Annotated in this window: 22 protein-coding genes; 16 read left to right on the top strand and 6 right to left on the bottom strand. The window is 71.8% G+C overall.

Translation table 11 applies throughout. The features are described 5' to 3' along the window. Positions 1 to 434: 434 nt before the first annotated feature. The 3 genes from RBR11_RS05585 to RBR11_RS05575 are packed head-to-tail and all read right to left on the bottom strand — an operon-like array spanning position 435 to position 4,503. Complete coding sequence (locus RBR11_RS05585; RefSeq protein ID WP_308488329.1) at positions 435 to 1,736, bottom strand: sulfatase-like hydrolase/transferase; 1,302 nt, start codon at positions 1,734 to 1,736, stop codon at positions 435 to 437. Beyond that, positions 1,733 to 3,079, bottom strand: coding sequence for a glycoside hydrolase 5 family protein (locus RBR11_RS05580; protein ID WP_308488328.1), 1,347 nt, complete (start codon positions 3,077 to 3,079; stop codon positions 1,733 to 1,735). The genes RBR11_RS05585 and RBR11_RS05580 overlap by 4 nt, the downstream gene beginning before the upstream one ends. Continuing rightward, a complete protein-coding gene (locus tag RBR11_RS05575) occupies positions 3,076 to 4,503 on the bottom strand; it encodes a sulfatase family protein (protein ID WP_308488327.1) in 1,428 nt (475 codons plus the stop codon). The genes RBR11_RS05580 and RBR11_RS05575 overlap by 4 nt, the downstream gene beginning before the upstream one ends. A 190-nt stretch (positions 4,504 to 4,693) precedes the next feature. On the opposite strand from RBR11_RS05575, the gene RBR11_RS05570 reads away from it, so the two are divergent. From RBR11_RS05570 to RBR11_RS05550, 5 genes are read left to right on the top strand one after another with little or no spacing between them, the layout of a single operon-like run. Beyond that, on the top strand, positions 4,694 to 5,992 hold the full coding sequence (locus RBR11_RS05570) for an extracellular solute-binding protein (protein WP_308488326.1): 1,299 nt from the start codon (positions 4,694 to 4,696) through the stop codon (positions 5,990 to 5,992). 33 nt (positions 5,993 to 6,025) lie between these two features. Then, complete coding sequence (locus RBR11_RS05565; RefSeq protein WP_308488325.1) at positions 6,026 to 6,997, top strand: carbohydrate ABC transporter permease; 972 nt, start codon at positions 6,026 to 6,028, stop codon at positions 6,995 to 6,997. Further along, positions 6,994 to 7,971: a carbohydrate ABC transporter permease gene (locus RBR11_RS05560; RefSeq protein ID WP_308488324.1), complete on the top strand. Its 978-nt coding sequence runs from the start codon at positions 6,994 to 6,996 to the stop codon at positions 7,969 to 7,971. The genes RBR11_RS05565 and RBR11_RS05560 overlap by 4 nt, the downstream gene beginning before the upstream one ends. Beyond that, positions 7,968 to 9,587: a family 20 glycosylhydrolase gene (locus tag RBR11_RS05555; protein WP_308488323.1), complete on the top strand. Its 1,620-nt coding sequence runs from the start codon at positions 7,968 to 7,970 to the stop codon at positions 9,585 to 9,587. Before RBR11_RS05560 ends, RBR11_RS05555 begins: the two co-directional genes overlap by 4 nt. 4 nt (positions 9,588 to 9,591) lie before the next feature. Continuing rightward, entirely contained in the window at positions 9,592 to 10,908 is a 1,317-nt protein-coding gene (locus RBR11_RS05550; RefSeq protein ID WP_308488322.1) for an alpha-L-fucosidase, read from the top strand. Between the two features lie 116 nt (positions 10,909 to 11,024). On the opposite strand, the gene RBR11_RS05545 is transcribed toward RBR11_RS05550, so the two are convergent. The 3 genes from RBR11_RS05545 to RBR11_RS05535 all read right to left on the bottom strand — a co-directional run bounded on the left by RBR11_RS05545 (position 11,025) and on the right by RBR11_RS05535 (position 14,695). Next, positions 11,025 to 11,591 carry an HhH-GPD-type base excision DNA repair protein gene (locus tag RBR11_RS05545; RefSeq protein WP_308488321.1) on the bottom strand — a complete coding sequence of 189 codons (567 nt, stop codon included), beginning with the start codon at positions 11,589 to 11,591 and terminating at the stop codon, positions 11,025 to 11,027. Positions 11,592 to 11,827: 236 nt separating this feature from the next. After that, positions 11,828 to 13,135, bottom strand: coding sequence for a glutamyl-tRNA reductase (locus RBR11_RS05540; protein ID WP_308488320.1), 1,308 nt, complete (start codon positions 13,133 to 13,135; stop codon positions 11,828 to 11,830). A 78-nt stretch (positions 13,136 to 13,213) separates the two neighbouring features. Then, entirely contained in the window at positions 13,214 to 14,695 is a 1,482-nt protein-coding gene (locus tag RBR11_RS05535; protein ID WP_308488319.1) for a hypothetical protein, read from the bottom strand. Positions 14,696 to 14,860: 165 nt separating this feature from the next. Here RBR11_RS05535 and hemE point away from each other — a divergent pair, with 165 nt between their 5' ends. The 11 genes from hemE (at position 14,861) to RBR11_RS05480 (ending at position 25,228) form a co-directional block, all read left to right on the top strand. Then, the gene (gene hemE / locus RBR11_RS05530; RefSeq protein ID WP_308488318.1) at positions 14,861 to 15,925 is read left to right on the top strand and encodes a uroporphyrinogen decarboxylase; all 1,065 of its coding nucleotides are present in this window, start codon (positions 14,861 to 14,863) and stop codon (positions 15,923 to 15,925) included. Then, positions 15,922 to 17,454, top strand: coding sequence for a protoporphyrinogen/coproporphyrinogen oxidase (locus RBR11_RS05525; RefSeq protein WP_308488317.1), 1,533 nt, complete (start codon positions 15,922 to 15,924; stop codon positions 17,452 to 17,454). Before hemE ends, RBR11_RS05525 begins: the two co-directional genes overlap by 4 nt. Before the next feature lie 175 nt (positions 17,455 to 17,629). After that, entirely contained in the window at positions 17,630 to 18,004 is a 375-nt protein-coding gene (locus RBR11_RS05520) for a hypothetical protein (RefSeq protein ID WP_308488316.1), read from the top strand. Between the two features lies 1 nt (position 18,005). Continuing rightward, positions 18,006 to 18,410 carry a phage holin family protein gene (locus tag RBR11_RS05515; protein ID WP_308488315.1) on the top strand — a complete coding sequence of 135 codons (405 nt, stop codon included), beginning with the start codon at positions 18,006 to 18,008 and terminating at the stop codon, positions 18,408 to 18,410. Continuing rightward, a complete protein-coding gene (locus RBR11_RS05510; protein WP_308488314.1) occupies positions 18,400 to 18,672 on the top strand; it encodes a hypothetical protein in 273 nt (90 codons plus the stop codon). The genes RBR11_RS05515 and RBR11_RS05510 overlap by 11 nt, the downstream gene beginning before the upstream one ends. A 110-nt stretch (positions 18,673 to 18,782) precedes the next feature. Beyond that, a complete protein-coding gene (hemQ, locus tag RBR11_RS05505; RefSeq protein ID WP_308488313.1) occupies positions 18,783 to 19,493 on the top strand; it encodes a hydrogen peroxide-dependent heme synthase in 711 nt (236 codons plus the stop codon). Then, the gene (hemC, locus tag RBR11_RS05500; RefSeq protein WP_308488312.1) at positions 19,490 to 20,512 is read left to right on the top strand and encodes a hydroxymethylbilane synthase; all 1,023 of its coding nucleotides are present in this window, start codon (positions 19,490 to 19,492) and stop codon (positions 20,510 to 20,512) included. Before hemQ ends, hemC begins: the two co-directional genes overlap by 4 nt. A 12-nt stretch (positions 20,513 to 20,524) precedes the next feature. After that, complete coding sequence (locus RBR11_RS05495; RefSeq protein ID WP_308488311.1) at positions 20,525 to 21,319, top strand: uroporphyrinogen-III synthase; 795 nt, start codon at positions 20,525 to 20,527, stop codon at positions 21,317 to 21,319. Next, positions 21,316 to 22,320, top strand: a complete 1,005-nt coding sequence (hemB, locus tag RBR11_RS05490; RefSeq protein WP_308488310.1) for a porphobilinogen synthase — start codon at positions 21,316 to 21,318, stop codon at positions 22,318 to 22,320. The genes RBR11_RS05495 and hemB overlap by 4 nt, the downstream gene beginning before the upstream one ends. A gap of 129 nt (positions 22,321 to 22,449) precedes the next feature. Next, positions 22,450 to 23,772: a glutamate-1-semialdehyde 2,1-aminomutase gene (gene hemL / locus RBR11_RS05485; protein ID WP_308488309.1), complete on the top strand. Its 1,323-nt coding sequence runs from the start codon at positions 22,450 to 22,452 to the stop codon at positions 23,770 to 23,772. Positions 23,773 to 23,998: 226 nt separating this feature from the next. Further along, positions 23,999 to 25,228, top strand: a complete 1,230-nt coding sequence (locus RBR11_RS05480) for an integrase core domain-containing protein (protein ID WP_419956798.1) — start codon at positions 23,999 to 24,001, stop codon at positions 25,226 to 25,228. Positions 25,229 to 25,254 lie beyond the last annotated feature (26 nt).

Here is a 25,254-nt window from a genome sequence, read left to right as displayed (position 1 = left end):
TCTCCGACCCGACGGTCGTTCACATCGGGGATGGAAAACGCCGCTGCCGGTACGTCGGCAGCAGCGCTTTCCATCTCTGACGCTCGCGCCGCGGATCGGGATCCGCTCGCGCCGCGGATCCCGATCCCTCGCCCCTCAGAGATGGCTTTCGTCGCTGCAGTCCGATTCGGAGCAACGAAACCCATCTCCGACGCGACGGGCGTTCACGTCGGAGATGGAAAACGCCGCCGCCGGTACGTCCGCAGAAGCGCTTTCCATCTCTGACCGCCGGACAGGTCCTCACGCCCTGCACCTCACGCCCCCGCACGTCACGCCCCGCACGTCACGCCCCGCGCGTCACGCCCCGCACGTCACGCCCCGCACGTCACGCCCCGCGCGTCACGCCCCGCGCGTCACGCCCCGCGCGTCACGCCCCGCACGTCACGCCCCGCACGTCACAGCCAGGGCGCCGGGTCCCAGTCGAACGTCTTCGCCCAGGCCTCGACCTCGGCGCGCAGGGCGGCGGCGATCTCGGGGTGCTGCGCCGACAGGTCCTCGGCCTCGGCCGGATCCTCGTCCAGGTTCGCGAGCATCGCGCTGCCCAGCTGGAACCGCCCGCCCAGGTGCTCCCGGGCCGACAGGGTGAGCTTCCACGGTCCCCGGCGCGCGGCCAGCTGAGGGCCGTACTCCCAGAACAGGGTGCGCTCCTCAGGCAACGGCTCGAGCTCCCGCAGGGCGGCGAGCACGCTCGTGCCGTCGGCATCCGCCGCGGCGGGCGCGCCCGCGGCCTCGAGCACGGTCGGCAGCAGATCCATCATCGCGCCGGGCTCGGACCACTCCGCGCCCTGCGGCAGCGCCGAAGGCCACGCGATGATCGCCGGCACGCGGATCCCGCCGTCGAACAGCGATCCCTTGTTGCCGCGCAGGCCCCCGGTCGATCCGCCCTGGTAGTCGATCTCCTCGCCGTTCAGCCAGTTCCGGCTCTCGGTCGACGGGCCGTTGTCGGAGGAGAAGAACACGATCGTGTCGTCCGCGATCCCGGCCTCCTCGAGCGCGTCCAGGATCCGGCCCACGCCGTCGTCCATCGCGGAGATCATCGCCGCCATGATCCGGCGGTCGTCGGGCAGCTCGGGGAAGCGGTCGACGTACTCCGCGGGGGCGTGCATCGGGTAGTGCGGCGCGTTGAACGGCACGTAGCAGAAGAACGGATCCGCGGCGTTGTCCGCGATGAACGCCACCGCCTTGTCGGTGAGGACCTCGGTGAGGTAGCGGCCGTTGTCGTAGACCTCGCGCTCGTCGTCCCACAGGTCGTGCACGGGGTTGAGGCCCTGACCCCAGTAGAAGATGTGCGAGTAGTAGTCCACGCAGCCGGCGAGGAAGCCGAAGTGCCGCTCGAAGCCGCGGTCCAACGGACGGTAGCCCTCGCCCACCCCGAGGTGCCACTTGCCGAAGATGCCGGTGCGGTAGCCCTCTTCCTGCAGCCGCGAGGCGAGCGTGGGCTGCGCCGGCAGGCCCGGAGTGCCGCGCTTGCCGCCGAGGATCTCCTGCACACCGGCGTGCACCGGGTGACGTCCGGTCAGCAGCGCCGCGCGCGACGGCGAGCACACCGGCGAGTTCGAGTACCAGTTCGTCATCCGCACGCCGCGGGCGGCGAGCCGGTCGAGGTGCGGGGTGCGGATGTCGTCGCTGCCGAAGCAGCCGACGTCACCGTAGCCGAGGTCGTCCGCGTAGATGACGACGACGTTCGGGCGGTTCATGCGGAATCCTCCGTGGCGGTGGGCTCGTCGTCGACGACGGTGTTGTTCGAGGAGTAGACGCCGACGCCGGCCCTGAGGTCGGGGCGGATCAGCTCCGTGATGCCGCGGGCGGCGAGGGCGGCCGGATCCGCCGCGACGGTCGACGTGACGAAGGCGGCGTCGATCCCTGCCGCGCACGCGTCCACCCAGGCCTGGAAGATCGCGCCTCCCGGGCTCATCGCGGCCCGGCTGACCGGGATCTCCTGCTCGTCGACCTCGACGACGATCGCGGTCGGGCGCGCCGGGGTCTGCTGCCGCGCGCGCAGCTCGGGGATGATCTCGGCGTAGCGCTGCCCGATCGGCTTCGCCGCGCCGGACCGGTCGATCAGGCCGAGCGAGTACTCCAGCTCGGGGTAGTCGGCGAGTTCGCGGCCCACGTCGTGCGAGCACCACCACGTCACGCCCCACAGGTTCTCCGTGCGCACCGCCGCGCGCACGGTGGCCTCGAGGAAGTCGGGCGTCTGCTCGGGCGTCAGGCAGTTCGACGGAGCGCCGACCTCCTGGAGCCAGATCGGCCGGCGCGGATCCGTCGCGAACGCCCGGGACAGCTCGATCATGTACTCGGCGTGCCGATCGCTCGCCGCCGAGCGCCCGCCGTAGCGCTGCGCGGTGCCGTTGAAGATCCACGAGTGCACGGTCGTCATCGCGCCGATCCGGGTGGCGTGCGTCGGCACGAAGCCGTGCCCGTCCAGGTACCAGGCGGCGTCGTACTCGCTGTGCACGTGCGGAAGGCCCGGCGCGGAGCGCTCGGCCGCGTCGAGCAGCGTGGTCAGCCAGGTCGCCGCCTCGTCCGTGGTGACCGGCCAGGGCGAGGGGTGCACGGCGGCGGAGAACTGGTTCGTCTCATTGCCGAGCGTGAAGCCGAGGAAGTTCGGCGCGTCGCGCAGGGCCGCGCCGAGCCGCTCGACGAGCGCGACCTGCCCGCTCAGGGCCAGCGGGTGCGTGAACATGTTCTTGTCGTGCCAGGTGAACAGCCACGACGGGATGAAGTCGAAGCTGGACAGGTGGCCCTGGATGACGTCGACGCTGGCGTCCAGCCCGAACTCGGCGGCCACGTCGACCACGGCCCGCACGTCGGCGACCGCCTTCGCGCGGATGAGCGTGCGGTTCGGCTGCAGGATCGGCCAGAGCGGGAAGATCCGCACGTGGTCGAGTCCGAGGCGGGCGAGGCCCGCGAAGTCGCGGCGCACGTCGTCGAGGTCGAGGTCGAGCCAGGAGTGCATCCACTCGTTCGACGGGGTGTAGTTCGCGCCGAACCGCAGCGGGGCGGCCGGAGCCGCCGGTGCGTCAGGACTGGGGGTCATCGGGTACGTCCTTCCGGAACGGGCTGGCGAGGATGGGGCGCGTCGCCGAGCTCCTGCTGGAGATCCCACAGCCTCAGGGTCAGCTCACGCCGGATGTCGGCGTACGCGGGATCGAGATGCACGCTGGTGAGCTCGTACGGATCCTTCTCGAGATCGAAGAGCTCCCACTCCGGAGGATAGGTCGTGTCGCCCGTGTTCGGGAGTCCCATCCCGTCGGCGTAGTAGTAGATGAGCTTGTACCGCTCGGTGCGCACCCCGTAGTGCGCCCAGACGTGGTGCATGTGGTCGTCGTGCTCGTAGAAGCGGTAGTAGTGCGCGTCGCGCACGTCCACCGGATCCGGCCCGGTCACCAGGTCGACGAGGCTCACGCCCTGCATGCCCTCGGGGGCGGCGACGCCGGCGAACTCGAGCAGCGTCTGCGCGATGTCGACGTTCGAGACGAGCGCCGACGTGCTGCCGCCCCCGGAGACCCGGGCCGGGTAGCTGAGCACGAGCGGCATTCGCAGAGACTCCTCGTACATGAAGCGCTTGTCGAACCAGCCGTGCTCGCCGAGGTAGAACCCCTGGTCGGAGGCGTAGATCGTGATCGTGTCGTCGGCCCGGCCGCTCTCCCGCAGGAAGTCCGTGAGCGCCTGCACGCCCTCGTCGACGGCGGCGACGCAGCGCAGGTAGTCCTGCATGTAGCGCTGATACTTCCACACCGCGCGCTCCGCGTAGCCGAGCTCGGTCGGCGGCTGGACTTTGAGGTCGATGTCGGTGAGGTAGTCGGCGATCCGCATCGTGGCGTGGTGCGCGGGGGTTCCGCGGCCCTCGTAGTCGTCCTCGAAGGTGACCGGGAGGGGGATCGGATCCGCGAACAGGTCCGCATGCCGCGGGTGCGGCTCCCAGGGGCGGTGCGGCGCCTTGTGCCAGACCAGCACGCAGTAAGGCTCGTCGCCCTGCCCGCGCATCCAGTCCAGCGCCCGCTCGGTGATGATGTCGGTCACGTAGCCCTCGCGCCGCACCGGTCCGTCGGCGGTGAGGAACATCGGGTCGAAGTACTCGCCCTGGTCGGGCAGCACCTCCCAGTGGTCGAAGCCGGCGGGGTCGTGCTCGGGGCCGTGGCCGAGGTGCCACTTGCCGAACATCGCGGTGCGGTAGCCGGCGGCCTTGAGCGCCGTGATGAACGTCTCGTGGTCGTTCGTCAGATGCGTGGCGAGCGTGGTCACCGTGCTCGTGTGGCTGTACGTGCCGGTGAGGAACGCGGCGCGGCTCGGCGTGCACAGCGCGTTCTCGACGAGGGCCCGATCGAAGCGGACGCCCGCCTCGGCGATCGCGTCGATGCCCGGCGTGGTGTTCACCACGGAGCCGTAGCAGCCGATCGCGTTCGAGGCGTGGTCGTCGGTCAGCACGAACACGATGTTGGGGCGACGGGGGGAGCTCATCGCTGTCCTCTCCAGTGGGGTCAGGGGTGCCGATCGGCCGGTCGCCCGCGGGCCGGATCCGCCGGTCCGTTTCCGGTCCGGCTGGACGCGCCGCGTTCGCTATGCCATAGTGAGCACACTATAGCGTTTTAGTAGCGGGACGCCAGAGCCGGAGGGTGCGGGTCCCAGGACCATTCGAAGGAGAACGTCCATGAAGATCCGATCGACCCTTGCCGTCGGCATCGCCGCGGCCACCGCGCTCGCGCTCACCGCGTGCACCGGGGGAGGCGCCGCGACCGGAGGCGGCGGATCCGCCGGCGGCGAGATCAAGGGACAGGTCACTTTCCAGACCTGGTCGCTGAAGAACGACAAGTTCACCCCGTACTTCGAGAACATCGTGAAGGCGTTCGAGAAGGAGCACCCGGGCGCGACGGTCAAGTGGATCGACCAGCCCGCCGACGGCTACGAGGACAAGATCCTCCAGCAGGCCGAGTCCGGCGAGCTGCCCGACGTCGTGAACCTCCCGCCGGAGTTCGCCCAGGAGCTGGCCAAGGCCGGTCAGCTGGTGGACGTGAAGAAGGTGTCGAGCATCATCGGCGACTACGTCGACGGCGGCGTCGCGGCTTACACCTACGACGGGATCAAGGGCACGTACGCGTTCCCGTGGTACCTCGGCACCGAGCTGAACTACTGGAACACGGACCTGCTCGCCAAGGCGGGCGCCGCCGCCCCGCCGAAGACCTTCGACGAGACGCTGGATGTGGCCTCGGCGCTCGCCAAGGCCGGCGTGCAGACGCTCTCCGACGTGCCGAGCCCGAAGTCGCTGCAGATCGACATCAGCGACGGCGGCGGGACCTACGACTTCGTCAAGAACGGCAAGTTCGTCTTCGACACTCCCGCGGCGGAGAAGATCGTCGAGCGGTACGCGGCACTGTACAAGGAGGGCGCGATCAGCCCTGAAGCGCTTCAGAACGCGGGGGCGGCGAACGCCAACGTCAACAACTTCAACAAGGGCACCGTGGCCTGGACCACCGCCGGCCCGAACTACATCGACAAGAACCTCGCGGTGAACGCGCCCACCCTGCTGCCATCGGTGAAGGTCTCCGCCGGCTTCGGGCAGCCGCCGCTGTTCGTGCAGGGCGTCAGCGTCTCGGCCAAGGCGAAGAACCCGGCCGCCGCCCTGGCGTTCGCCGAGTTCGTCACGAACGACGCCAACCAGATCGAGTTCATGAAGCTCGCCGCGGGCTTCTTCCCCGGCACGAAGAAGGCGAACCAGGATCCGTCGAAGTTCTCCGGCACCGCCCAGAACGCGCAGCAGACCGAGGCCACCAAGCTCGCCGCCGCGCAGATGGACAAGGCCCGGGTCCCCGGCGCTCCCGGCACCGGCTACGTCGACTCGATGGAGAACTACGCGAAGCAGCAGATCGCGCTCGCGATCAAGGGCGACATCACGGCCAAGCAGGCCCTGACCAAGTCGCAGGACTACGCCAACCAGAACGCCGCGAAGTAGGGCCGAAGGCCGCAGGCGGAGGGGGGGTATCCGATGAGAAGACAACGCTGGTACACGCCGTACCTCCTGGTGCTGCCGGGGGTGGTGTGGGTGGCCGTGTTCGCGCTCTGGCCCTTCCTGAACACCATGATCCTGGCGTTCACGGATGCGCGCCCCCTCCGCCCGGTCGCTTTCGTGGGGCTGGAGAACTTCACCCGCCTCTGGGCCGACGAACGGTTCGGCTACGCCCTGTCGACGTCGCTCGTGTACGTGCTCGTGTGCGTGCCGCTGCTGACGTTCCTGCCGCTGCTGCTCGCGCTGCTCGTGCAGCGCAAGGTGCCCGCGGTCGGATTCTTCCGGACGACGTTCTACTTCCCGGTGATCGCGTCGGCCGTGGTCGTCGCGATCGTGTGGGAGTTCCTCTTCTCCGGCGACGGCACGATCAACTCGGCGCTGAAGTTCTTCGGTCTCGCCGACCGGCCGATCGAGTTCCTCTCCGACCGCTGGCTGCTCATCTTCTGCGCCATCGGGCTCACGGTGTGGAAGGGCCTGGGCTACTACATGGTCGTGTACCTCGCCGCCCTCGGCAACGTCGGGCGGGAGCTGCACGAGGCGGCCGCGATGGACGGGGCGGGCTCCTGGCGACGGTTCTGGTCCGTCACGGTCCCCGGCGTGCGCGGACCGATGATGCTCGTCTCCGTGCTCATCTGCGTCGCCGCGACCCGCGTGTTCACCGAGCTCTACGTGCTCTCCAGCGGATCCGGGGGCCCCGGCGGCCGGTCCATGAGCATGGTGATGCTCATCCAGTCGATGGGCAAGGGCCTGAACGGCCAGATCGGGTACGCCTCGGCGATCTCGCTCGTGCTGTTCCTGCTCACCCTGATCCCGCTCACCGTGGTCGGGATCGTGAACAACGCGGACGCGCTCCGCGAGATGCGCCAGGAGCGCCGCATCCGGCGTGAGCTGCGCGCCGAGCAGCGCGCTCGGCGCAGCGGATCCGGATCCCGGGCGGAGGCGACGGCATGACGTACACGGAGGCCCCGGCGACCGCCGGCGTGCTCGAGCAGACCGAGGAGGCGGTCGCGAAGCGCCGCGGGCCCCGCCGCGAGCCGCGCCCCCGCGAGCCGCGTCACCGCGAGAAGCCGTACCGCACGCGCGGATCCGCCGACATCATGAAGCCGTCGCTCGGCGGGCTGATCGGCAAGTACGCGCTCCTGGTCGGGATCCTCGTGGTCATGGTGTTCCCGTTCGTGTGGCAGCTGTCCACGTCGTTCAAGGGCTCCTCGGAGGACATCTACTCCTTCCCGCCGAACCTGATCCCCCGCGCGTTCACCCTCGACCACTACGCCGAGGTGTTCCGCACGATCCCGGTGCTCGACTACGCGCGCAACTCGCTGCTCGTCGGAGTCGGCACCGTGCTCACGAACGTGGTCTTCGCGACCCTCGGCGGCTACGCCATGGGCTGCCTGCGCTTCCGCGGCAAGGGGATCGTGATGGCGGTCTTCTTCTCCACGCTGCTGCTGCCCGGCGAGGTCACCCTGACCAGCCAGTACCTCACGGTGAAGTCGCTCGGGCTCGCGAACACCCTGTGGGGGGTGTTCCTGCCCGGCGCGATCGCGGCGATCAACGTGCTGCTCATGGCCGCCGCCTGCCGGATGATCCCCGCCGACACGCTCGACGCCGCCACGATCGACGGCGCGAACACGCTGCAGCGGCTGCGGCACATCGTCTGGCCGAACATCCGCGGCATGGTCTCGGTCGTCGCCCTGTTCGCGTTCATCGGCTCGTGGGACGAGTTCCTCTGGCCGCTCGTCGTGCTGTCCGATCCGGCGAACTACACGCTCACCGTCGGCATGAACTACCTGAACTCGAACTTCGGCTCGAACCCGCGCGTGATCGCGGCGGGCACCATGATCGCGCTCGTGCCGATCATCCTCCTCTTCGCCGTGCTGCAGAAGCAGTTCTTCAAGGGCGTCGAAGAGGGGAGCGTCAAGGGGTGATCTGCCCGGCCCCTGAGCCCGTCGAAGGGCGCTGGATCGCGCTCCCGCAGCCCACGGCGTTCGAGCCGGCGGGCGGGCTGTGGGCGCCCGCCCGGGTGCGGGTCGTCGCGGACGGGCCGGGTCTGGACCGCGAGGCCGAGCGGATCGAGGGGGAGCTGAAGGCGCTCGGGATCGCGGGGGCCTGCGCGGCGGCGGATCCGGTGCTGCGACTGCGGCTCTCGCCGCTCCCGGAGGATCCCGAACCCCGGTCGTTGAGCGACACGTCGACTCGCCGGCGCTCGCTCAGCGCAGGTCTCCGCGAGACGAGACGCGGCGATTCCAGGGACGAGTCTTTCCTCATCGAGGTCGCCGACGACGTCGTCGTGACCGCGGCCGGGCCGGTCGGGGTGTTCCGGGCGACCCGTCAGCTGCTGCACAACCTCCGCGCGCAGGGCGGCGTCCCGCGGGGGAGCGTGCAGTCGGCGCCCGCGGTGGCCGAGCGGGGACTGCACCTCGACGCGGCGCGCAAGCACTACCCCGCGGCGTGGATCCGGCAGCAGCTGCATGCGGCGGCCGACGTCGGGATCAACGTCTTCCAGTGGCACTTCTCCGAGAACGAGGGGTTCCGGCTGGAGTCGGAGGCCTTCGGCGAGGTCGTCTCCGTCGCACACGTCACGCGCGCGGAAGCGGCCGGGATCGTCGCCCTCGCGCGCGACCTGCACATCGGGATCGTCCCCTCCCTCGACATGCCGGGGCACCTGCGGCAGGTCCTGTCGGCGCACCCCGACCTGCGGCTCCCGCCCGGGCTCGAACCCGCGGATCCCGAGCACGCCGGCATCCTCGGCACGGACCACGCCCTCGACATCACCCGGGACGAGGCGGTCGACTTCGCGCTCCGGCTCATCGACGACATGGCACCGGTCTTCCCGCACAGCTCGCGCTGGAACCTCGGCGGCGACGAGTTCGTCGCGTTCGAGCGGATCGACGACTACCCTGCGCTGACGGACGCCGCGCACGAGCGGTTCGGGCCGGATGCCACCGGGTTCGACCTTCTCACCGCGTTCGTCAACCGCATCGCGGCGCACCTGCGCGGGCGCGGGCTCGAGCCGCGGGTCTGGAACGACGGGATGCTCCGCAGCGCCGTGGTCGAGCTGGATCCGGACGTCGTGCTGACCTGGTGGACGAACTGGCACCGCGGAATGCGGCCGGTCTCCGCCGCGATCGCCGCAGGCCACCGGCTGGTCAACGTGAACGACGCGATGTTCTACTACGTGCTCGGCGAGAACGCCGGGTATCGCCATCCGACGGCCGAGCGGATCTGGGCCGCGGACTGGCACCCCGGGCTGTTCCCGGGGCTGTGGGGGGAGGCGGGTCAGGGCACGGTGCGGCAGGAGCTCGCGCGGCCCTACCCCGAGTTCCTGCTCGGCTGCTCCTTCGCGATCTGGTCGGATCGCCCGGATGCGCAGACGGCGGACGAGGTCGCGGAGGGGATCCGCGGGCCGCTGCGGGCCATGGCCGAACGCGCGTGGAACGCCGGATCCGCGCTCGCGCTCGCCGAGTTCGACGAGATCGACCGGGCGATCGGGACCGCGGCCGCCGAGCCCTGCGATGAGGGACGGCCGCCGGTCGTATCCTGACGCAATGAGCATCACCGCGCAGACCGCGGCCCTCCGCCCCACGCCCGCGCAGCTGCGCTGGCAGCGGGCCGGGGTCGCCGCGTTCTTCCACTTCGGGCTGAACACGTTCTTCGGCGTGGAATGGAGCGACGGCACCCTGCCCCCCTCCGGGTTCGACCCGGCACGGCTCGACGCGCGGCAGTGGGTGGCCGCGGCGCGCACCGCCGGAGCGCGGCACGTCGTGCTCACCGCGAAGCACCACGACGGGTTCTGCCTGTGGCCGACCGCGACGACCGACTACTCGGTCGCGGCGAGTCCGTGGCGGGACGGCGGCGGAGACGTCGTGCGCGAACTCGCCGACGCCTGCGCCGAGGCCGGGATGGGCTTCGGCGTCTACCTCTCGCCCTGGGACCGGCACGAGCGGCGGTACGACGACCCCGCCGCCTACGACGACTTCTACTGCGCCCAGCTGACCGAGCTGTGCACCCGGTACGGCGACCTCGTCGAGGTGTGGTTCGACGGGGCCGGATCCGCCGGGCGCTCCTACGACTGGGAGCGGATCATCGGGATCGTCCGCGAGCACCAGCCCGATGCGGTCGTCTTCAACATGGGCGACCCCGACATCCGCTGGGTCGGCAACGAGGACGGCCTCGCCGAGGATCCGGTCGAGTACGTGGCCGACACCACCCCGAACGACGTGCACACCGACGCGACGCTCGGCTTCGGCGGTGCGCGGTACCTGCCGCCCGAGTGCGACGTGTCGCTGCGGCACGGCTGGTTCTGGCAGCCCGACGACGAGCCGAAGAGCCTCGAGCACCTGCTCGGGATCCACTACCGTTCGGTCGGCCTGGGCGCGAACCTGCTGCTCAACCTCCCGCCGAACCGCGAGGGCCTCATCGACGCCGTCGACGTGGCGCGGCTCGAGGAGTACGCGGCAGAGCTGACCCGCCGCTTCGGGGCGCCGCACGAGGGTGTGCTGACCGCGCTCGGCGACGGAGTGTGGCGGGTGGAGTTCGCCTGCGACGTCACGATCGACCACCTCGAGCTCGAGGAGGTGCTCGAGGACGGGCAGCGGATCGCCGGGCATCGGGTGCGCGCGGCGGACCCCGCGGAGGGCGCGGGCGAGGAGATCTGCGCCGGCGGGACCGTCGGGATCCGTCGCCTGCACGCGTTCCCGGCCCGCGCCGTGCGGAGGATCCTGATCGAGCTGGACGGACCGGCGGACGGCGCGGCTCCGGCGCTCGCCGCGGTGCGCGCGTACCGGACCGGTGCCGAGTCCGCACCGGCGGTCCCGTCGACGGAGGAGTACCGCGCCGCCGACGACGACATGATCATGATGTGAGGCGGGTTCTCGGTCGTTGAGCGAGCCAAGCGAGACGAAACGCGTCCGGAGAGTCGCCCCGTTTCGTCTCGGTCTCGCTGCGCTCGTCCTCGCTCAACGACCCAGGAGGGCCGACGTCAGCCCTTCGCGGCGGCCTTCATCGCGCGCTTGTGCTCGCGGACCTTCGTGAGCGACTCCGGCGAGACGATGTCGGCGACCGAACGGAAGGATCCGTCCTCCCCGTACGGCGCGGACGCCTCCCGCCAGCCGGCCCCGGTGAAGCCGTACTGCTTGCCGAGCAGCGCGAGGAAGATCTTCGCCTTCTGCTCGCCGAAGCCCGGCAGTTTCTTCAGCCGTCGGAGCACCTCGGCCCCGTCCGGGTCGCCCTCGGTCCACAGGGCGGCGGCGTCGCCGCCCCAGTCGTCGACGAGCGTCTGGCACAGGGTCTGCACCCGGGTCGCCATGGATCCGGGGAAGCGGTGCACGGACGGCGACTGCTTGAACGCGGCGAGGAACCCCTCGGGGTCGTACCCGGCGATCGCGGTCGCGTCGGTCGCGCCGGTGCGCTGCTCGATCTTGAGCGGACCGGCGAACGCGGTCTCCATCGCGACCTGCTGATCCAGCAGCATGCCGATGAGGAGCGCGAGCGGGTTGTCGGTGAGGAGGGCGTCGGCGGCGGTGTCTCCGGTGATGTGAAGGGCCATGCGTCCAGTGTGGCATCGGAGGTCCCGGCGTGCCGTCCGGATCCGGGGAGATGGAAAGCGCTGCCATGCGAACGGTGCCGGCCCCGAAAAGCATCTCCCGGGGGAGCGGCTGTCGTTCCGGGGATGGAAATCGTCGCCGCGAGCCGTGCGCGGGACGCGAAAAGCATCTCCGACCCGCGCGCGTCGGGGCCGCCTCAGGCGGCGGCGGGCCGGCCTCAGGCGGCGGCGGGCCGGCCTCAGGCGGTGGCGGCGTCGCGGTGCTCGGCGGCGGGCTCGGCGGTCAGCCCGTACAGCGCCTCGACCGCGGAGATGAACTCGGAGCCGCGGCCCTGCGCGGCGAGCTCGTGGGCGCGGCTGGTCGGGGTGTGCAGCAGCACGCCGGCGAGGTGGCGCATCGCCTGCTCGACCTGTCCGTCGTCGCCGCGGCGCCGGGCGCGCTCGATCTCGGCCTCGAGCAGCTCGAAGATGTGCGCGCGCAGGGCGACGACCGCGGGGGTGACGCTCTCGCGGGCGCCGACCTCGTGGAAGGTCGCCGCGGCCTCACGCACGATCGAGCGCGCGGCGTCGGTCGCCTGCAGCTCCTCGAGCGGCGCGTGCAGGCGGATCGTCTCGAGATCGAGCAGCGCGACCCCTTCGACGCCGGTGACGTCGGGGTGCACGTTGCGGGGCATGCCGAGGTCGATCACGAGCTGCGACGGGACGGATCCGGATCCGATCACCGGGCACCCGGGGGCCGTCGCAACGGGCGACACGGCCAGGCCGCGGCCCTCGCGCAGGATCGCCGCGTCGAGCACGGCGTCCGCGGCGGTGGTGCAGGTGATCACGACCGAGGCGTGCGCGGCGGTGCGGGCGTACTCGCCGGCGGTCAGGGCGCGGATGCCGTACTTCGCGGCGAACGCGGCGGCCCGGCCGGAGGGCGAGTGCACGCTGATGTCCTCGGCGCCGCGCTCGCGGAGAGTGGCCAGGGTGACCGCGGCGTAGGCGCCGGTGCCGACGAGCAGCACCCGGGCGGCGCTCCAGTCCGCGATCCGGCTGTCGGCGAGGTCGAGGGCGAGGCGCACGAGCGAGCGGCCTGCACGGCCGAGCGCGGTGTCGTTCTTCACCCGGCGCTGGGCCTCGCTGGCGCGCTGGAACAGGCGCTCGAGCTCGGGGGAGGTGGTGCCGTTCTCCCGGGCCGAGGCGAGCGCACGGCGGACCTGGCCGGCGATCTCGCCCTCGCCGGAGACGACGGACTCCAGCCCGGAGGCGACGGAGAACAGGTGCTCGACCACGCGCGGGCCGATGTGCACGGCCGAGGCGGTGGACAGCGTGTCGGCGGGGATCCCGCTGTGGTCGGCGACGGCGGTCATGATCCGGTCGACGTCGTCCGCGGCAGCGGATCCGTCCACGTCGACGTAGGCCTCGAAGCGGTTGCAGGTCGCGAGCACGACGGCTCCGCGGGACTCAGCCGAAAGGGAACCGGCAAGGTCTTCCGGGGTGCGGCTGAGTCGCTCGAGGAGGTCGAAGGGGGCGGTCTTGTGATTCGCCGTGACGCAGAGCAGCACGCTGGGATTCTACGCGTACGGGGCTTTGAGGATCCTGCGCGTCGTCGTGCGACGTCATCCGGAGCCGGTCGCCGCGCGTCAGCCCTCCGGCTGGGCTGCCACCCAGGCCTTCCAGTCCTCGATCCGGAGTCCGGGCCGCATGGTCGCGACGACCTGCTGGGCGAACGGTCCCGTGCCGTCGGCCGCCAGGAGCATCCGGTAGTCCGCCTGATGCTGGTCGAGGAAGTAGAAGTACGAGCCGGCGGTGAGATACGCCATCGCGCTGAGGTCCTTGTCGGTGAAGCTGTGCTCGGCGAGCACGTCCGCGATGTCGCCGTTCAGCACCGCGTCGCGCACGTCGCCGGTCGTGAACAGCTCCGCGGCATAACCGACGTGCTGCGCGGCGACCGACTCGGCGTAGCCCTCGCTCACGGCGATGTAGTCCGTGCCGGCACCTGACCGGTCGTACGGCGCGGGGTCGTGCGTGTTCTGCATGTAGTGCGCGAACTCGTGGGCGAAGACATAGCCCTCGCCGTCCGCGAGACCGCCGGGGCCGAGGAAGGCGAGCGCGCCGCCCGGAAGCGTGTCGCCCGTGGCCACCCCTGTGGCGATCAGGGCGGATCCCTGCGAGGGGCGCACGTCGGTGCGGCAGAATCCCGCCGTCCCGTCCGCGCCGCCCGGGCCGTAGGCGTGCGCGTAGTCGTCGGCGTCCTCGGTCACGTAGGCCACGAACCCGTCGAGGCGCGCGTGGGATCCGGCCCACTCGGGGCGGGCGAGCACGTCCTCCGCGGCGCCCTCGGCCTCGGCGAGCCGCGCATCGACGAGCGCGCCCTCGTCCTCGTCGGCGAACAGCGCCACGTGCTCGCCGCGCGCGACGGCGATCCGCTCGCCGCGATCCCAGGGCATCGGGTACATCGCGTCGAGGGCGACGACCCGGGCGTGGGATCCGGTGCCGCGGATCGTCGCGGCGTACAGGAACGTCGCGAGCAGTTCGCCGCCGCTTCCGCCGTCGCGCGCCTCCGAGACCGCGTGGAAGCCGCCGAGCCCCATGTTGAACGCGAGCTGCACCGGGCCGGTGCGGCTGTTCGACTCGGCGACCCCGAGGGTCCAGCCCAGCTTCTTGGTCTCGTCCCAGATCGCGGCCAGATGCTCGGCGCTCGACCCCTCGCCGATACCGATGAACGCGGTGCGGTCGTTCGCGTTCATGGCCCGCGTCAGCCGGCTGGTGACGTCCTCCGCGTAGGCGTCGCCGGGCGACGACGAGCCGGACGGACCCGCGTCGGACGACGCCGAGGACGTGCGGATCAGAGTGGTGAGGAGCGCATCGCCCGTGACCACGGCCCCGCTGATCCCGACGGCGACGGCGGTGACAGCCGCGACGATCCACGGCCACTGGCGCCGTCGGCGCGGGGCGGGTGGGATCGGCCCGGTCGGCCGAGTCGCGGCCGACCCGAAACGCGGGGCCGCGAAGAGATGCCCGCCGGACAGCACGCCGTCGTGCGGGCGGGCCGCCGGCCGCGGGGTCGGCGTCATCGGCGGTGCGGGCGGGGTCGGCTGCGGGAGGCGGGTGTGCTCGTCCACGGGATCCCTTCGGTCGGCGGCGGTGCGCGTCGTCGCACACCGGGGACGGCGGATCCCTGTCTGCATTCTGGCGGTCGCGGACGTTCCCGCGCGAGCGCGGAAGATCACGATCCGGATCCGACGGCGCGGACGACGCCGCACAGGACCGTCGGGGAGAATGGGGCCATGGCCCTCACCGAAGCTCCGCTGTTGCGCGCCCTGGCCGGCGACCGTCCCGACCGCACCCCGGTGTGGTTCATGCGTCAGGCAGGCCGGTCGCTGCCTGAGTACCGCGAGCTGCGCGTCGGCACGCGCATGCTCGACGCGTGCCTGACCCCCGACCTCGCGGCCGAGATCACGCTGCAGCCGGTGCGCCGGCACGGCGTCGACGCCGGCATCTTCTTCAGCGACATCGTCGTGCCGCTGCGCCTCGCCGGCGTCGAGGTCGAGATCGAGCCGGGCCGGGGTCCGGTCTTCGCGGATCCCGTGCGCACGGCCGCGGACGTCGACCGGATCACCGCGATCGACCCGGAGGGCCTCGACACCTCGGCGATCCGGGAGGCCGTGCGGCTCGTCGTCGCCGAACTGGGCGGGACCACTCCGCTGATCGGCTTCGCGGGCGCCCCGTTCACGCTCGCCGCCTACCTCGTCGAGGGCGGGCCGTCGAAGGAGCACCTGCGCGCCCGGGCGATGATGCACACCGATCCGGGATCCTGGAACCGCCTCGCCGGCTGGCTCGCGCGGGTCTCGCGCACCTTCCTCGACGCGCAGCACGCGGCCGGCGCGAGCGCCGTGCAGCTGTTCGACTCCTGGGCAGGCTCCCTGAGCCAGGCCGACTACTGCGCCTTCATCAAGCCGCACTCCGCCGCCGCGGTGGACGGGATCGATGCGCCGGTCATCCACTTCGGCGTGGGCACCGGGCCCTTCCTCGCCGATATGCGCCTGGACGGCCGCGCCGACGCGGTCGGCGTCGACTGGCGGATGCCGCTCGACGAGGCCGCCGCCGTGCTCGGCGACGACGTCACCGTGCAGGGCAACATCGACCCCGCTCTGCTCACCGCGCCGTGGCCCGTGCTCGAGGCGCATGTGCTGGATGTGCTGCGCCGCGGATCCGCCGCGCGCGCCCACATCCTGAACCTCGGCCACGGGGTGCCGCCCGAGACCGATCCGGCCGTGCTCACCCGCATCGTCGAGCTCGTGCACGCGACGCCCGTGGAGGATCCGGCGGTGACCGCCGGAGTCGCGGGATGACCACGGATCACGCCGCCCCCGAGCTCGCCGAGCGGGCCGCGCGGCTGCGGGTCGCCGTGATCGGCGGCGGGGTCGCCGGGCTCGTCGCGGCCGAGGCGATCGCGGCGATCGGGGCGCACGCGACCGTGTTCGAGTCCGCCGATGCGGCGGGCGGGGCGGTCCGTCGCGGCGAGGCCGACGGGCTGTCGTTCGACGCCGGGGCGGAGAGCTTCGCGGTGCGCGGCGGCCATGTCCGTGCGCTCGTCGAGGACCTCGGCCTGGGCGGGCTCGTCGTCGAGCCGGAGCCGGGAGGAGCCTGGGTCGCGGGAATCCCCGGTGGTGCGGCGCCGCTGCCGAAGGGCGGACTGCTGGGGATCCCGGCGAACCCGTTCGCGGAGGACGTGCGCCGCGTGATCGGCTGGAACGGCACCTGGCGGGCCTGGCTCGACCGGCTGCGGCCCCCGCTCACGATCGGCCACGACCGCAGCCTCGGCCGGCTGGTGCGCAAGCGTATGGGCGACCGCGTGCTCGAGCGGCTCGTCGCGCCGGTGAGCACGGGCGTGTACTCCGCGCATCCGGACGACATCGACCTGGACGTCGCCGCGCCCACGCTGAACGCCGCGCTCACCCGCGCCGGATCCCTGTCGGGCGCCGTCACCGAACTCACGGGCGGGTCCGAGCGTGCCCCGGGAGCCGCCGTGCAGGGGCTCTCCGGCGGGATGACCGCGCTCGTCGACGGCCTGGTCGCCCGGATCGAGCTGCTCGGATCCGAGGTGCGCACGGCGTCGCCCGTCGAGGCGCTCGACCGCGACGGCGACGCCTGGATCGTGCGGGTCGACTCCGGCCGGTCGTTGAGCGAGGACGCCGCAGGCGACCGAGGCGAAACGCGGTCACCGGCGGAGGACGTCTCGTCTCAGCCCGCTCGCTCGACGACGGACGCCCCCACCCGCTTCGACGGCGTCCTCCTCGCCGCCGACGAGGCCACCGCCCGCCGCCTGCTGGCCCCGCACGTCCCCGCCCTCGACGCGGTCGCCGCCGGATCCTCGCCGCGGATCGAGATCGTCACCCTCGTGCTCGACGCGCCTGCTCTCGACGCGGCCCCGCGCGGATCCGGCGTCCTCACCGTCCCCGGATCCCACATCGCGAAGGCCCTCACGCACAGCACGGCGAAGTGGGCCTGGCTGCGTTCGGCCGCCGGGTCCCGGCACGTGGTGCGGGTGTCGTTCGGCTCGCAGGGCGAGGACCCGGCGACCGCCGGCCTCGACGACGACGCGGCCGCCACTCTGGCGCTCGCCGAGGCCTCGGCCCTGCTCGGCGTCGACCTGCAGCCGTCGCAGATGCGCGGCAGCCACCGCGCCCGGTTCGTGCAGGCGCAGCCCTCCGCCGTGCTCGGAGCGGCCGAGCGCAGGGCCGCCGCGGCCGCCGCGATCGCCGCCGTCCCCGGCGTCGGCGCGACCGGCGCTTGGCTCAGCGGCACCGGTCTCGCGCAGGTCGTCCCGCACGCGAAGGCCGAGGCCGAACGCCTCCGCCACGCCCTGCTCTGGCGCTGACCACCCTCTGTTCGCTGGTCGCGACACGCCGCTCTGAAGCCCGGATGAGGGCGTGTCGCGACCAGCGAGCAGGGGAGAGCGGGGGAGCCGGGGCCTGGATCCGGTTAGATGCCGAAAACGGAATATGGGGTTACGCTGGAAGTCCGCAAGACCGACCACCACGTGAGGAGACCCCATGAAGGGGAAGATCGGACTCGTCGTCGGACTCGGCATCGGCTACGTGCTGGGCACGCGCGCCGGGCGCGAACGCTACGAGCAGATCAAGAAGCAGTGGCTCAAGGTCTGGAACCTCGACCCCGTGCAGGCGCAGGTGTCGAAGGTGCAGGACTTCGCGAAGGCGCAGGCGGCGGCGGTGCCGCAGGCGCTGTGGACCGGAGCCGTGAGGGTCGTCAAGGCCGCGCGCGCCGAGGGCACCCCCGGCCAGCGCGTCGACTCCACGATCGCGACGGGAAAGTCCGCCGCGGAGGACGTGAAGCGCGCCGCGGAGGAGACCGTGCACGCGGCCGGGAAGACCGCGGAGAAGGCCGCCGAGCAGCACGACGGCGAATGACATGGCCAAGAACTTCCGGGACCGTGCCGACGACAGCCTGCTGACGCTGCTCGGCGACCTCCCCGACCTGGTCAGCAACCTCGTCAAGGCGGAGATCGACGCCGCCAAGACCTGGATCGCGCGCACCGCGAAGGATGCGGGGATCGGCAGCGTCTGGTTCCTGGTCGCGCTGTTCTTCCTGTTCTGGACGGTCCCGATCGTCCTCGTCTTCGCGGTCGCCGGGCTCTCGTCCTGGTTCCCGGTGTGGTTGTCCGCGATCATCACGTTCGGGATCCTGCTGCTCGCCGTGCTCGTGTTCGCGCTGCTCGGGATCCTGAAGTTCCGCAAGGTGCTGCGTCGGGAGAACCCGGCCCAGGCCGTCGCGACCGACATCCGCATCGTGAAGGAGGCCGGCGATGGCCGCTGACGCCGAACTGCCCCGCACGGCCGTCCCGAACGGGATCGTCGACCCGGTGGCCTCCGCCCGTGCCGAGCTCAAGGCGGCACTGCACGCGATCGAGGAGAAGGGCAACGTGCCCCGACGCGTCGAGAAGGCGTGGATCGAGGGCGAGGCCAAGGCGCGCGCCTTCGTGCGCCGCAACCCCGTGGCCGCGGTGGCGGCCGTCGTCGGGGTCGCCGCGACGGTCGGCGGCGTGGTCTGGGTGCTCGCCCGCGCGATCTCCCGCTGACTCCGGCGATCCGGTCCGCGAGGCTCTCGACGCGCGGCCCCGAGGCTTTCGACGGGCCCGGATCCGTCACGCCGAACCCGGCGCATAGCCGGAGGGGGCAGACTGGAGGCATGGCCGACGCTGTTGAAACGCCCGTGACCGCTTCCGCCGACAACGGCGCCGACTCGCCCAAGGGGTTCACCCTGTGGGCCGTGTGGCGCCGTGACCCGTCGGCCCCGGTGACCGAGTCCGACGCCACCGAGCTCGAGGACATCGTCGGTCTCATCGAGGGCAGCGGCATCAGCGTCCGCGGCTTCTACGACGTCTCCGGCCTCAAGGCCGACGCCGACCTGATGGTGTGGCTGCACGGGCCGGACCCGGACGCGCTGCAGAAGGCGCTCCGGCGCCTGCGCCGCACCGAGCTGCTGCGCTCGCTGCTGCCCGTGTGGAACGTGATGGGCGTGCACCGCGACGCCGAGTTCAACCGGCAGCACGTGCCCGGCTTCCTCCGCGGGGTGGAGCCGAAGGACTGGCTCTGCCTCTACCCGTTCGTGCGCACCCCCGAGTGGTACCTCGTCGACGAGGACGAGCGCCGCCGCATGCTCGCCGACCACGGCCGCAAGGGCGCCGCCTTCCGCGGGGTCGTCGCGAACACCGTCGCCGCGTTCGCGCTCGGCGATTACGAGTGGCTGCTGCCGCTCGAGGCGGACGACCTCACCGAGCTCGTCGACCTCATGCGCGACCTCCGCTACACCGACGCCCGCCGGTACGTGAAGGAGGAGGTGCCGTTCTACACCGGCCGCCGCCTGCGATTCGACGAGATCGCCGAGGTCCTGCAGTGACGACCCCCCTCCGCCTCGGCACCCGTCGCAGCGCCCTCGCCCAGGCCCAGTCCGGCCAGGTCGCGAAGGCGCTCGAGAAGGTCGCCGGGCGTCCGATCGAGCTGGTCCCGATCACGAGCGAGGGCGACACGAACCGTGCGTCCCTGTCGGAGATCGGGGGACAGGGGATCTTCGCCACCGCGCTGCGCGACGCCCTGCTGCGTGGCGAGTGCGACCTGCTCGTGCACTCCCTGAAGGATCTGCCGACGCAGATCCCCGAGCGGCTCACGATCGCCGCGATCCCGGCCCGCGCCGACGCCCGCGACGTCGCGATCACCCGCGAGGGCATCGCGCTGCACGACCTGAAGGACGGATCCACGGTCGGCACCGGATCCCCCCGCCGGATCGCCCAGGTGCACGTGCGCAACCCGCGCCTGCACACCGCCGACCTGCGCGGCAACGTCGACTCCCGGCTGAAGCGCGTCGCCGACGGCGAGCTCGACGCCGTGATCCTCGCGGCGGCAGGACTCGGCCGGCTCGACGGCGACCCGCTCGGCGGCCTCACCGGCGAGCTGCTCGGGCTCGGGGAGTGGCCGACTGCGCCGGGCCAGGGCGCGCTCGCCGTGGAGACCGCGGCGGACGCCCCGGCCGACCTGCTCGCCGCCCTCGCCGAGCTCGACGACGAGGCCACCCGCATCGCGGTGACCGCGGAGCGCGCCGTGCTCGAGGGCCTCGACGCCGGCTGCCAGGCGCCGATGGCGGCGCACGCCGTGATCGACCGGGGCCACCTGCGCGTGCGCGCGGTCGTCTACGCCCCGCACGACGGCTGGCGGATCGGCCTGGACGTCACAGAAGCCCTGCACCCAGCCGGCGTGGACGCAGGAAATCTGGACGAGGAGTATATTCATCCCAACGGCAGTGGCAACGGCGCGGACTCTGCCGATGGTGCAGACCCGATCGGCGCAGCGCGCAGGATCGGGTTCTCTGTTGCCCATCGGTTGCTCGAACGTGGGGCGGCTGATCTCCTCCCGCGCTCCTAGAGCTGATGGCCAATGACTGAATCGAAGCAAGAAGCCAAGCCGCTCGCCGGCTGGCGCGTGCTCGTGCCGCGCGGCGGCCCCTGGGGCGACGGCGTCGCCGCGAGCCTGCGTGCGCAGGGCGCCGTGCCCGTCGTCGCACCGCTGATCAACTTCGCGCCCACCACCGACCAGCCCGCGCTCGACAAGGCGCTCGTGAAGCTCGCCGACGGCGACTACGACTGGCTCACCATCACGAGCGCCACCACCGTCGACGTGCTGTTCGCGCACGGCGCGGTGATCCCGACCTCCACGAAGGTCGCGGCGGTCGGCGAGACCACGGCCGCGGCGCTCGCCGCCGTCGGCTATCACGTCGACCTCGTGCCCGACGCCGACAACTCCGCCGAGGGGATGGCCGCGCAGATCATCGCGCTCGAGTCCGCCCCGAAGCGGATCCTCACGCTGCGCAGCGAGATCGCCAAGCCCGTGCTCACCCGGTCGCTGACGAAGGCCGGGCACGACGTGTCCAGCGTCGTCGCCTACCGCACGGTCGGCGTCCCGGTGACCGAGCGGATCCTCCGCGACGTCGAGAACGGGCGGATCAACGCGATCCTGATCACGAGCGGATCCGTCGCCGGGCAGGTGCGGGAGCAGTTCCCGAACATCCCCGACACGACGCTGCTCGCCGCGATCGGGCCGCGCACCGCCAAGGACGCGAAGCGGGCAGGGCTCCCGGTCTCGGTGGTCGCCGACCGGCAGACGGTCGACGCGCTCATCGACGCGGTCTCGCACTTCACGCTTCCGCACGCGGCCGACGAGTTCGCCCCGTGACCGGCGCCTTCTCCCCGGTCCCGGGCTTCCCGGACGTCCGTCCCCGGCGGCTGCGGCAGTCCGCGCCGGTGCGCTCGCTGGCCCGGGAGACCGACCTGCTGCCGCGGCACCTCGTGCTGCCGATGTTCGTGCGCGAGGGGCTCTCGGAGCCCGCGCCGATCGGATCCATGCCCGGCGTCGTGCAGCACTCGCTCGACTCGCTCCGCCGCGCCGCCGTCGAGGCCGCCGAGGCCGGCGTCACCGGCGTGATGCTGTTCGGCGTCCCGGCCGTGCGCGATGCGATCGGATCCGGGGCGGACGATGAGGACGGGATCCTCAACGTCGCGACCGCCGCGCTGGCCGCCGAGGTGGGCGACGCGGTCGTCGTGCAGACCGACCTGTGCCTCGACGAGTTCACCGACCACGGCCACTGCGGCGTGCTCGCCGCGGACGGATCCGTCGACAACGACGCGACGCTCGAGCGTTACGTGGCGATGGCGCTCGCCCAGGCGCGGGCCGGATCGCAGCTGCTGGGGCTTTCCGGAATGATGGACGGCCAGGTCGCCGCGGTGCGCCACGCGTTGGACGCCGAGGGCTTCCAGGACGTGCTGCTGCTCGGCTACGCCGCCAAGTACGCGAGCGCGTTCTACGGCCCGTTCCGCGAGGCCGTCGACTCGCAGCTGGAGGGCGACCGCCGCACGTACCAGCTCGACCCGGGCAACCGGCGCGAGGGCGTGCGCGAGGCGCTGCTCGACGAGGCCGAGGGTGCCGACATCGTCATGGTCAAGCCCGCGATGGCGTTCCTCGACGTGCTGCGCGAAGTGCGCGACGCCGTTCGCGTGCCGGTGTGGGCGTACCAGGTGTCCGGTGAGTACGCGATGATCGAGGCCGCCGCGCAGAACGGCTGGCTCGACCGTGAGCGCACGATCCTGGAATCGCTGCTGTCGATCCGCCGTGCCGGCGCCGACGCCGTGCTGACGTACTGGGCGACCGAGGCCGCCCGCTGGATCGCCCGCGGCTGACCGGTCCGCTCCTCCGTCGAGGCGCTCGCCCTACCGTGTCCCACTTTTTGCACCACCATGTCCCACTTTCTGCTGCTTTCAGGCCTCTCAAGCAGCAGAAATCGGGACACGGATCCCGAAGGAGTCCGCATGACCGACCGCAATGACGACCTGTTCGATGCCGCCCGCGCGGTGATCCCCGGCGGGGTGAACTCGCCCGTTCGCGCCTACGGGTCGGTCGGCGGGACGCCGCGGTTCCTCGCACGTGCGCTCGGCGCGACCGTGACCGACGCCGCCGGCACCACGTACGTCGACCTCGTCGCCTCCTGGGGGCCTGCGCTGCTCGGCCACGCGCATCCCGAGGTCGTCGCCGCCGTGCAGGAGGCCGCGACCCGCGGGCTGTCCTTCGGCGCCCCGACGGAGGGCGAGGTCGAGCTCGCCGCCGTGATCGCGGATCGCGTCCGTGCGGGGGAGGTGCGCCCCGTCGAGCGGGTGCGCCTCGTCTCCACCGGTACCGAGGCGACCATGACCGCGATCCGCCTCGCCCGCGGCGCCACCGGCCGCGACCTGCTGGTCAAGTTCGCCGGGCACTACCACGGGCACTCCGACGGGCTGCTCGCGGCGGCCGGATCCGGTGTCGCGACGCTCGCGCTGCCGGGATCGGCGGGCGTCCCCGCTCCGATCGCCGCGCAGACCCTCGTCATCGACTACAACTCCCCGGAGGCGCTCGCCGCCGTGTTCGCCGAGCACGGCGACCGGATCGCGGCCGTCATCGTCGAGGCCTCCGCGGCGAACATGGGCGTCGTCGCCCCGCAGCCGGGCTTCAACAGGCTGATCGCCGAGACCGCGCACGCGCACGGCGCGCTCATGATCCTGGACGAGGTGCTCACCGGCTTCCGCGTGCACCCGGCCGGGTTCTGGGGCCTGCAGCAGGCCGCCGGCGAGGAGTACCTGCCCGACATCATCACGTTCGGCAAGGTCGTCGGCGGGGGCATGCCGCTCGCCGCGCTCGGCGGCCGCGCGGAGATCATGGATCTGCTCGCGCCGACCGGCCCCGTCTACCAGGCCGGCACCCTGAGCGGGAATCCGCTCTCGGTGGCGGCGGGCCTGGCCACGCTGCGCCTCGCGACCGACGACGTGTATGCCCGGATCGACGCCGCGGCCGCGCGCCTGTCCGCGTCGCTCGAGCGGGCCCTGACCGCTGCCGGCGTCGTGCACGCCGTGCCGCGCGCCGGCAACCTGTTCGGCGTCGCCTTCGCCGCCGAGGCGCCGCGCGACTACGCCCAGGCCCAGGCGCAGGAGGCGTTCCGCTACGCGCCGTTCTTCCACGCGCTGCGCGCGCGGGGCGTGGCCCTGCCGCCGAGTGTCTTCGAAGCCTGGTTCCTCACCGCCGCGCACGGCGACGCCGAGCTCGCCGCGATCGAGGCCGCACTGCCCGCGGCGGCCGAGGCCGCGGCCCGCGCGACCGCCTGACGGTTCCCGATCCGGATCCGGGATCCGGACCCCGATCCGGATCCGGGATCCGGACCGCGATCCGTTCCGGATCCGCCCGCGACGGAACGCTCGCGCTGTCGAAACCCGTCTGCGCGGCCGATATCCGTGCTGTTTTGTCTCAGGACATCGGTGACGGTTCTGTATCAGGACATCGGTGACAGTTCTGGGGGTCTTGGTGGTGACACTTCTCGGCTCAGATTGAGCGGTGTCGAAGAATGAACCTGTTGATGCGCGTGTCCGTCTCGCGATCTCTCGTTGGCCTGCGGATGCTCCGCGTGGGGCGGTGACGTCGTTTTGTCGAGAGCACGAGATCTCGCGGAAGACGTTCTATGTGCTGCTCGCTCGTGCGCGGGAGAAGGGCCCGGCGGCGGTGCTGGAGCCGCAGTCTCGTCGTCCGTCCGCGTCGCCGGCGAAGATCGGCGAGGAGGTGAAGCGGAGCGCGCTGGACGTGCGGGCAGCGCTGGAGCGATCCGGGCTCGACTACGGGCCGATCAGCGTGCACGACAAGATGACATCGATGGGATTCACGACCCCGTCGATCGCCTCACTCGCACGGATCTTCCGCGAAGCGGGCGTCGCCCGGGTGGAGCCAAAGAAGAAGCCGCGGTCCGCGTTCCGACGGTTCGTGTATCCCGCTCCGAACGCGTGCTGGCAACTCGATGCGACCGAGTACGTCCTCGCGGGCGGACGGACCTGCGTGATCTTCCAGCTCACCGATGATCATGCTCGTCTCGCGGTCGCGTCGCATGTCGCGAGGGCGGAGACGAGCAAGGGCGCGGTCACGGTGATGGAGAAGGGGATCGCCCGGCATGGGGTCCCGCAGCGGCTCCTCACGGATAACGGTGCCGCATTGAACCCGCACCGCCGCGGCATCGTCAGTCAGCTCGTCGCCTACGTGAGCACGCTCGGCGTCGTCGCGATCACCGGGAAGCCCGGGCACCCCATGACCCAGGGCAAGAACGAGCGATTCCACCAGACCCTGTTCCGATGGTTGGACAAGCAGCCCCTCGCCGGGACGATCGAGGAACTCCAACATCTCGTGGACCGGTTCGACGTGATCTACAACACCGAGCGCCCGCACCAGGCGCTTCCCGGTCGGAGCACCCCGCAACAGGCCTGGGACGCGACACCGAAAGCTCCCGCGCCAGAGCCAGACCCTGACGCTGCCACCCATCCCGGGGCGACTGGAGATGCCGTCCGGATCGTCCGCACGCACGGCGACATCAGCATCCGCGGCACCACATTCCAACTCGGGAACGAGTTCGCCGGCACTCAAGTCCACGCGATCTGGAACCCCGCCCTGATCATGATCTTCGACGAGCGCGGCACCCTCATCATCGAACACCCCTGGCCACAACCCGGCACCCGCTACGTCGGCAACGGCAGACCCCGAGGATCGGCCCCCAGAAGACGCCCACTGTCACCGATGTCCTGAGACACCAACTGTCACCGATGTCCTGA

The organism is Microbacterium capsulatum (assembly GCF_030865425.1).
Classification (GTDB): domain Bacteria; phylum Actinomycetota; class Actinomycetes; order Actinomycetales; family Microbacteriaceae; genus Microbacterium; species Microbacterium capsulatum.
The sequence above is the reverse complement of the archived record's forward strand: the minus strand, read 5'-3'. Positions and strand labels throughout refer to the sequence as shown.

Bases quoted from the DNA above. Each gene is read 5' to 3' on its own strand.
- RBR11_RS05585 (WP_308488329.1), bottom strand. From the start codon at position 1,736: ATGAACCGCCCGAACGTCGTCGTCATCTACGCGGACGACCTCGGCTAC.
- RBR11_RS05580 (WP_308488328.1), bottom strand. From the start codon at position 3,079: ATGACCCCCAGTCCTGACGCACCGGCGGCTCCGGCCGCCCCGCTGCGG.
- RBR11_RS05575 (WP_308488327.1), bottom strand. From the start codon at position 4,503: ATGAGCTCCCCCCGTCGCCCCAACATCGTGTTCGTGCTGACCGACGAC.
- RBR11_RS05570 (WP_308488326.1), top strand. From the start codon at position 4,694: ATGAAGATCCGATCGACCCTTGCCGTCGGCATCGCCGCGGCCACCGCG.
- RBR11_RS05565 (WP_308488325.1), top strand. From the start codon at position 6,026: ATGAGAAGACAACGCTGGTACACGCCGTACCTCCTGGTGCTGCCGGGG.
- RBR11_RS05560 (WP_308488324.1), top strand. From the start codon at position 6,994: ATGACGTACACGGAGGCCCCGGCGACCGCCGGCGTGCTCGAGCAGACC.
- RBR11_RS05550 (WP_308488322.1), top strand. From the start codon at position 9,592: ATGAGCATCACCGCGCAGACCGCGGCCCTCCGCCCCACGCCCGCGCAG.
- RBR11_RS05545 (WP_308488321.1), bottom strand. From the start codon at position 11,591: ATGGCCCTTCACATCACCGGAGACACCGCCGCCGACGCCCTCCTCACC.
- hemE (WP_308488318.1), top strand. From the start codon at position 14,861: ATGGCCCTCACCGAAGCTCCGCTGTTGCGCGCCCTGGCCGGCGACCGT.
- RBR11_RS05525 (WP_308488317.1), top strand. From the start codon at position 15,922: ATGACCACGGATCACGCCGCCCCCGAGCTCGCCGAGCGGGCCGCGCGG.
- RBR11_RS05520 (WP_308488316.1), top strand. From the start codon at position 17,630: ATGAAGGGGAAGATCGGACTCGTCGTCGGACTCGGCATCGGCTACGTG.
- RBR11_RS05515 (WP_308488315.1), top strand. From the start codon at position 18,006: ATGGCCAAGAACTTCCGGGACCGTGCCGACGACAGCCTGCTGACGCTG.
- RBR11_RS05510 (WP_308488314.1), top strand. From the start codon at position 18,400: ATGGCCGCTGACGCCGAACTGCCCCGCACGGCCGTCCCGAACGGGATC.
- hemQ (WP_308488313.1), top strand. From the start codon at position 18,783: ATGGCCGACGCTGTTGAAACGCCCGTGACCGCTTCCGCCGACAACGGC.
- RBR11_RS05495 (WP_308488311.1), top strand. From the start codon at position 20,525: ATGACTGAATCGAAGCAAGAAGCCAAGCCGCTCGCCGGCTGGCGCGTG.
- hemL (WP_308488309.1), top strand. From the start codon at position 22,450: ATGACCGACCGCAATGACGACCTGTTCGATGCCGCCCGCGCGGTGATC.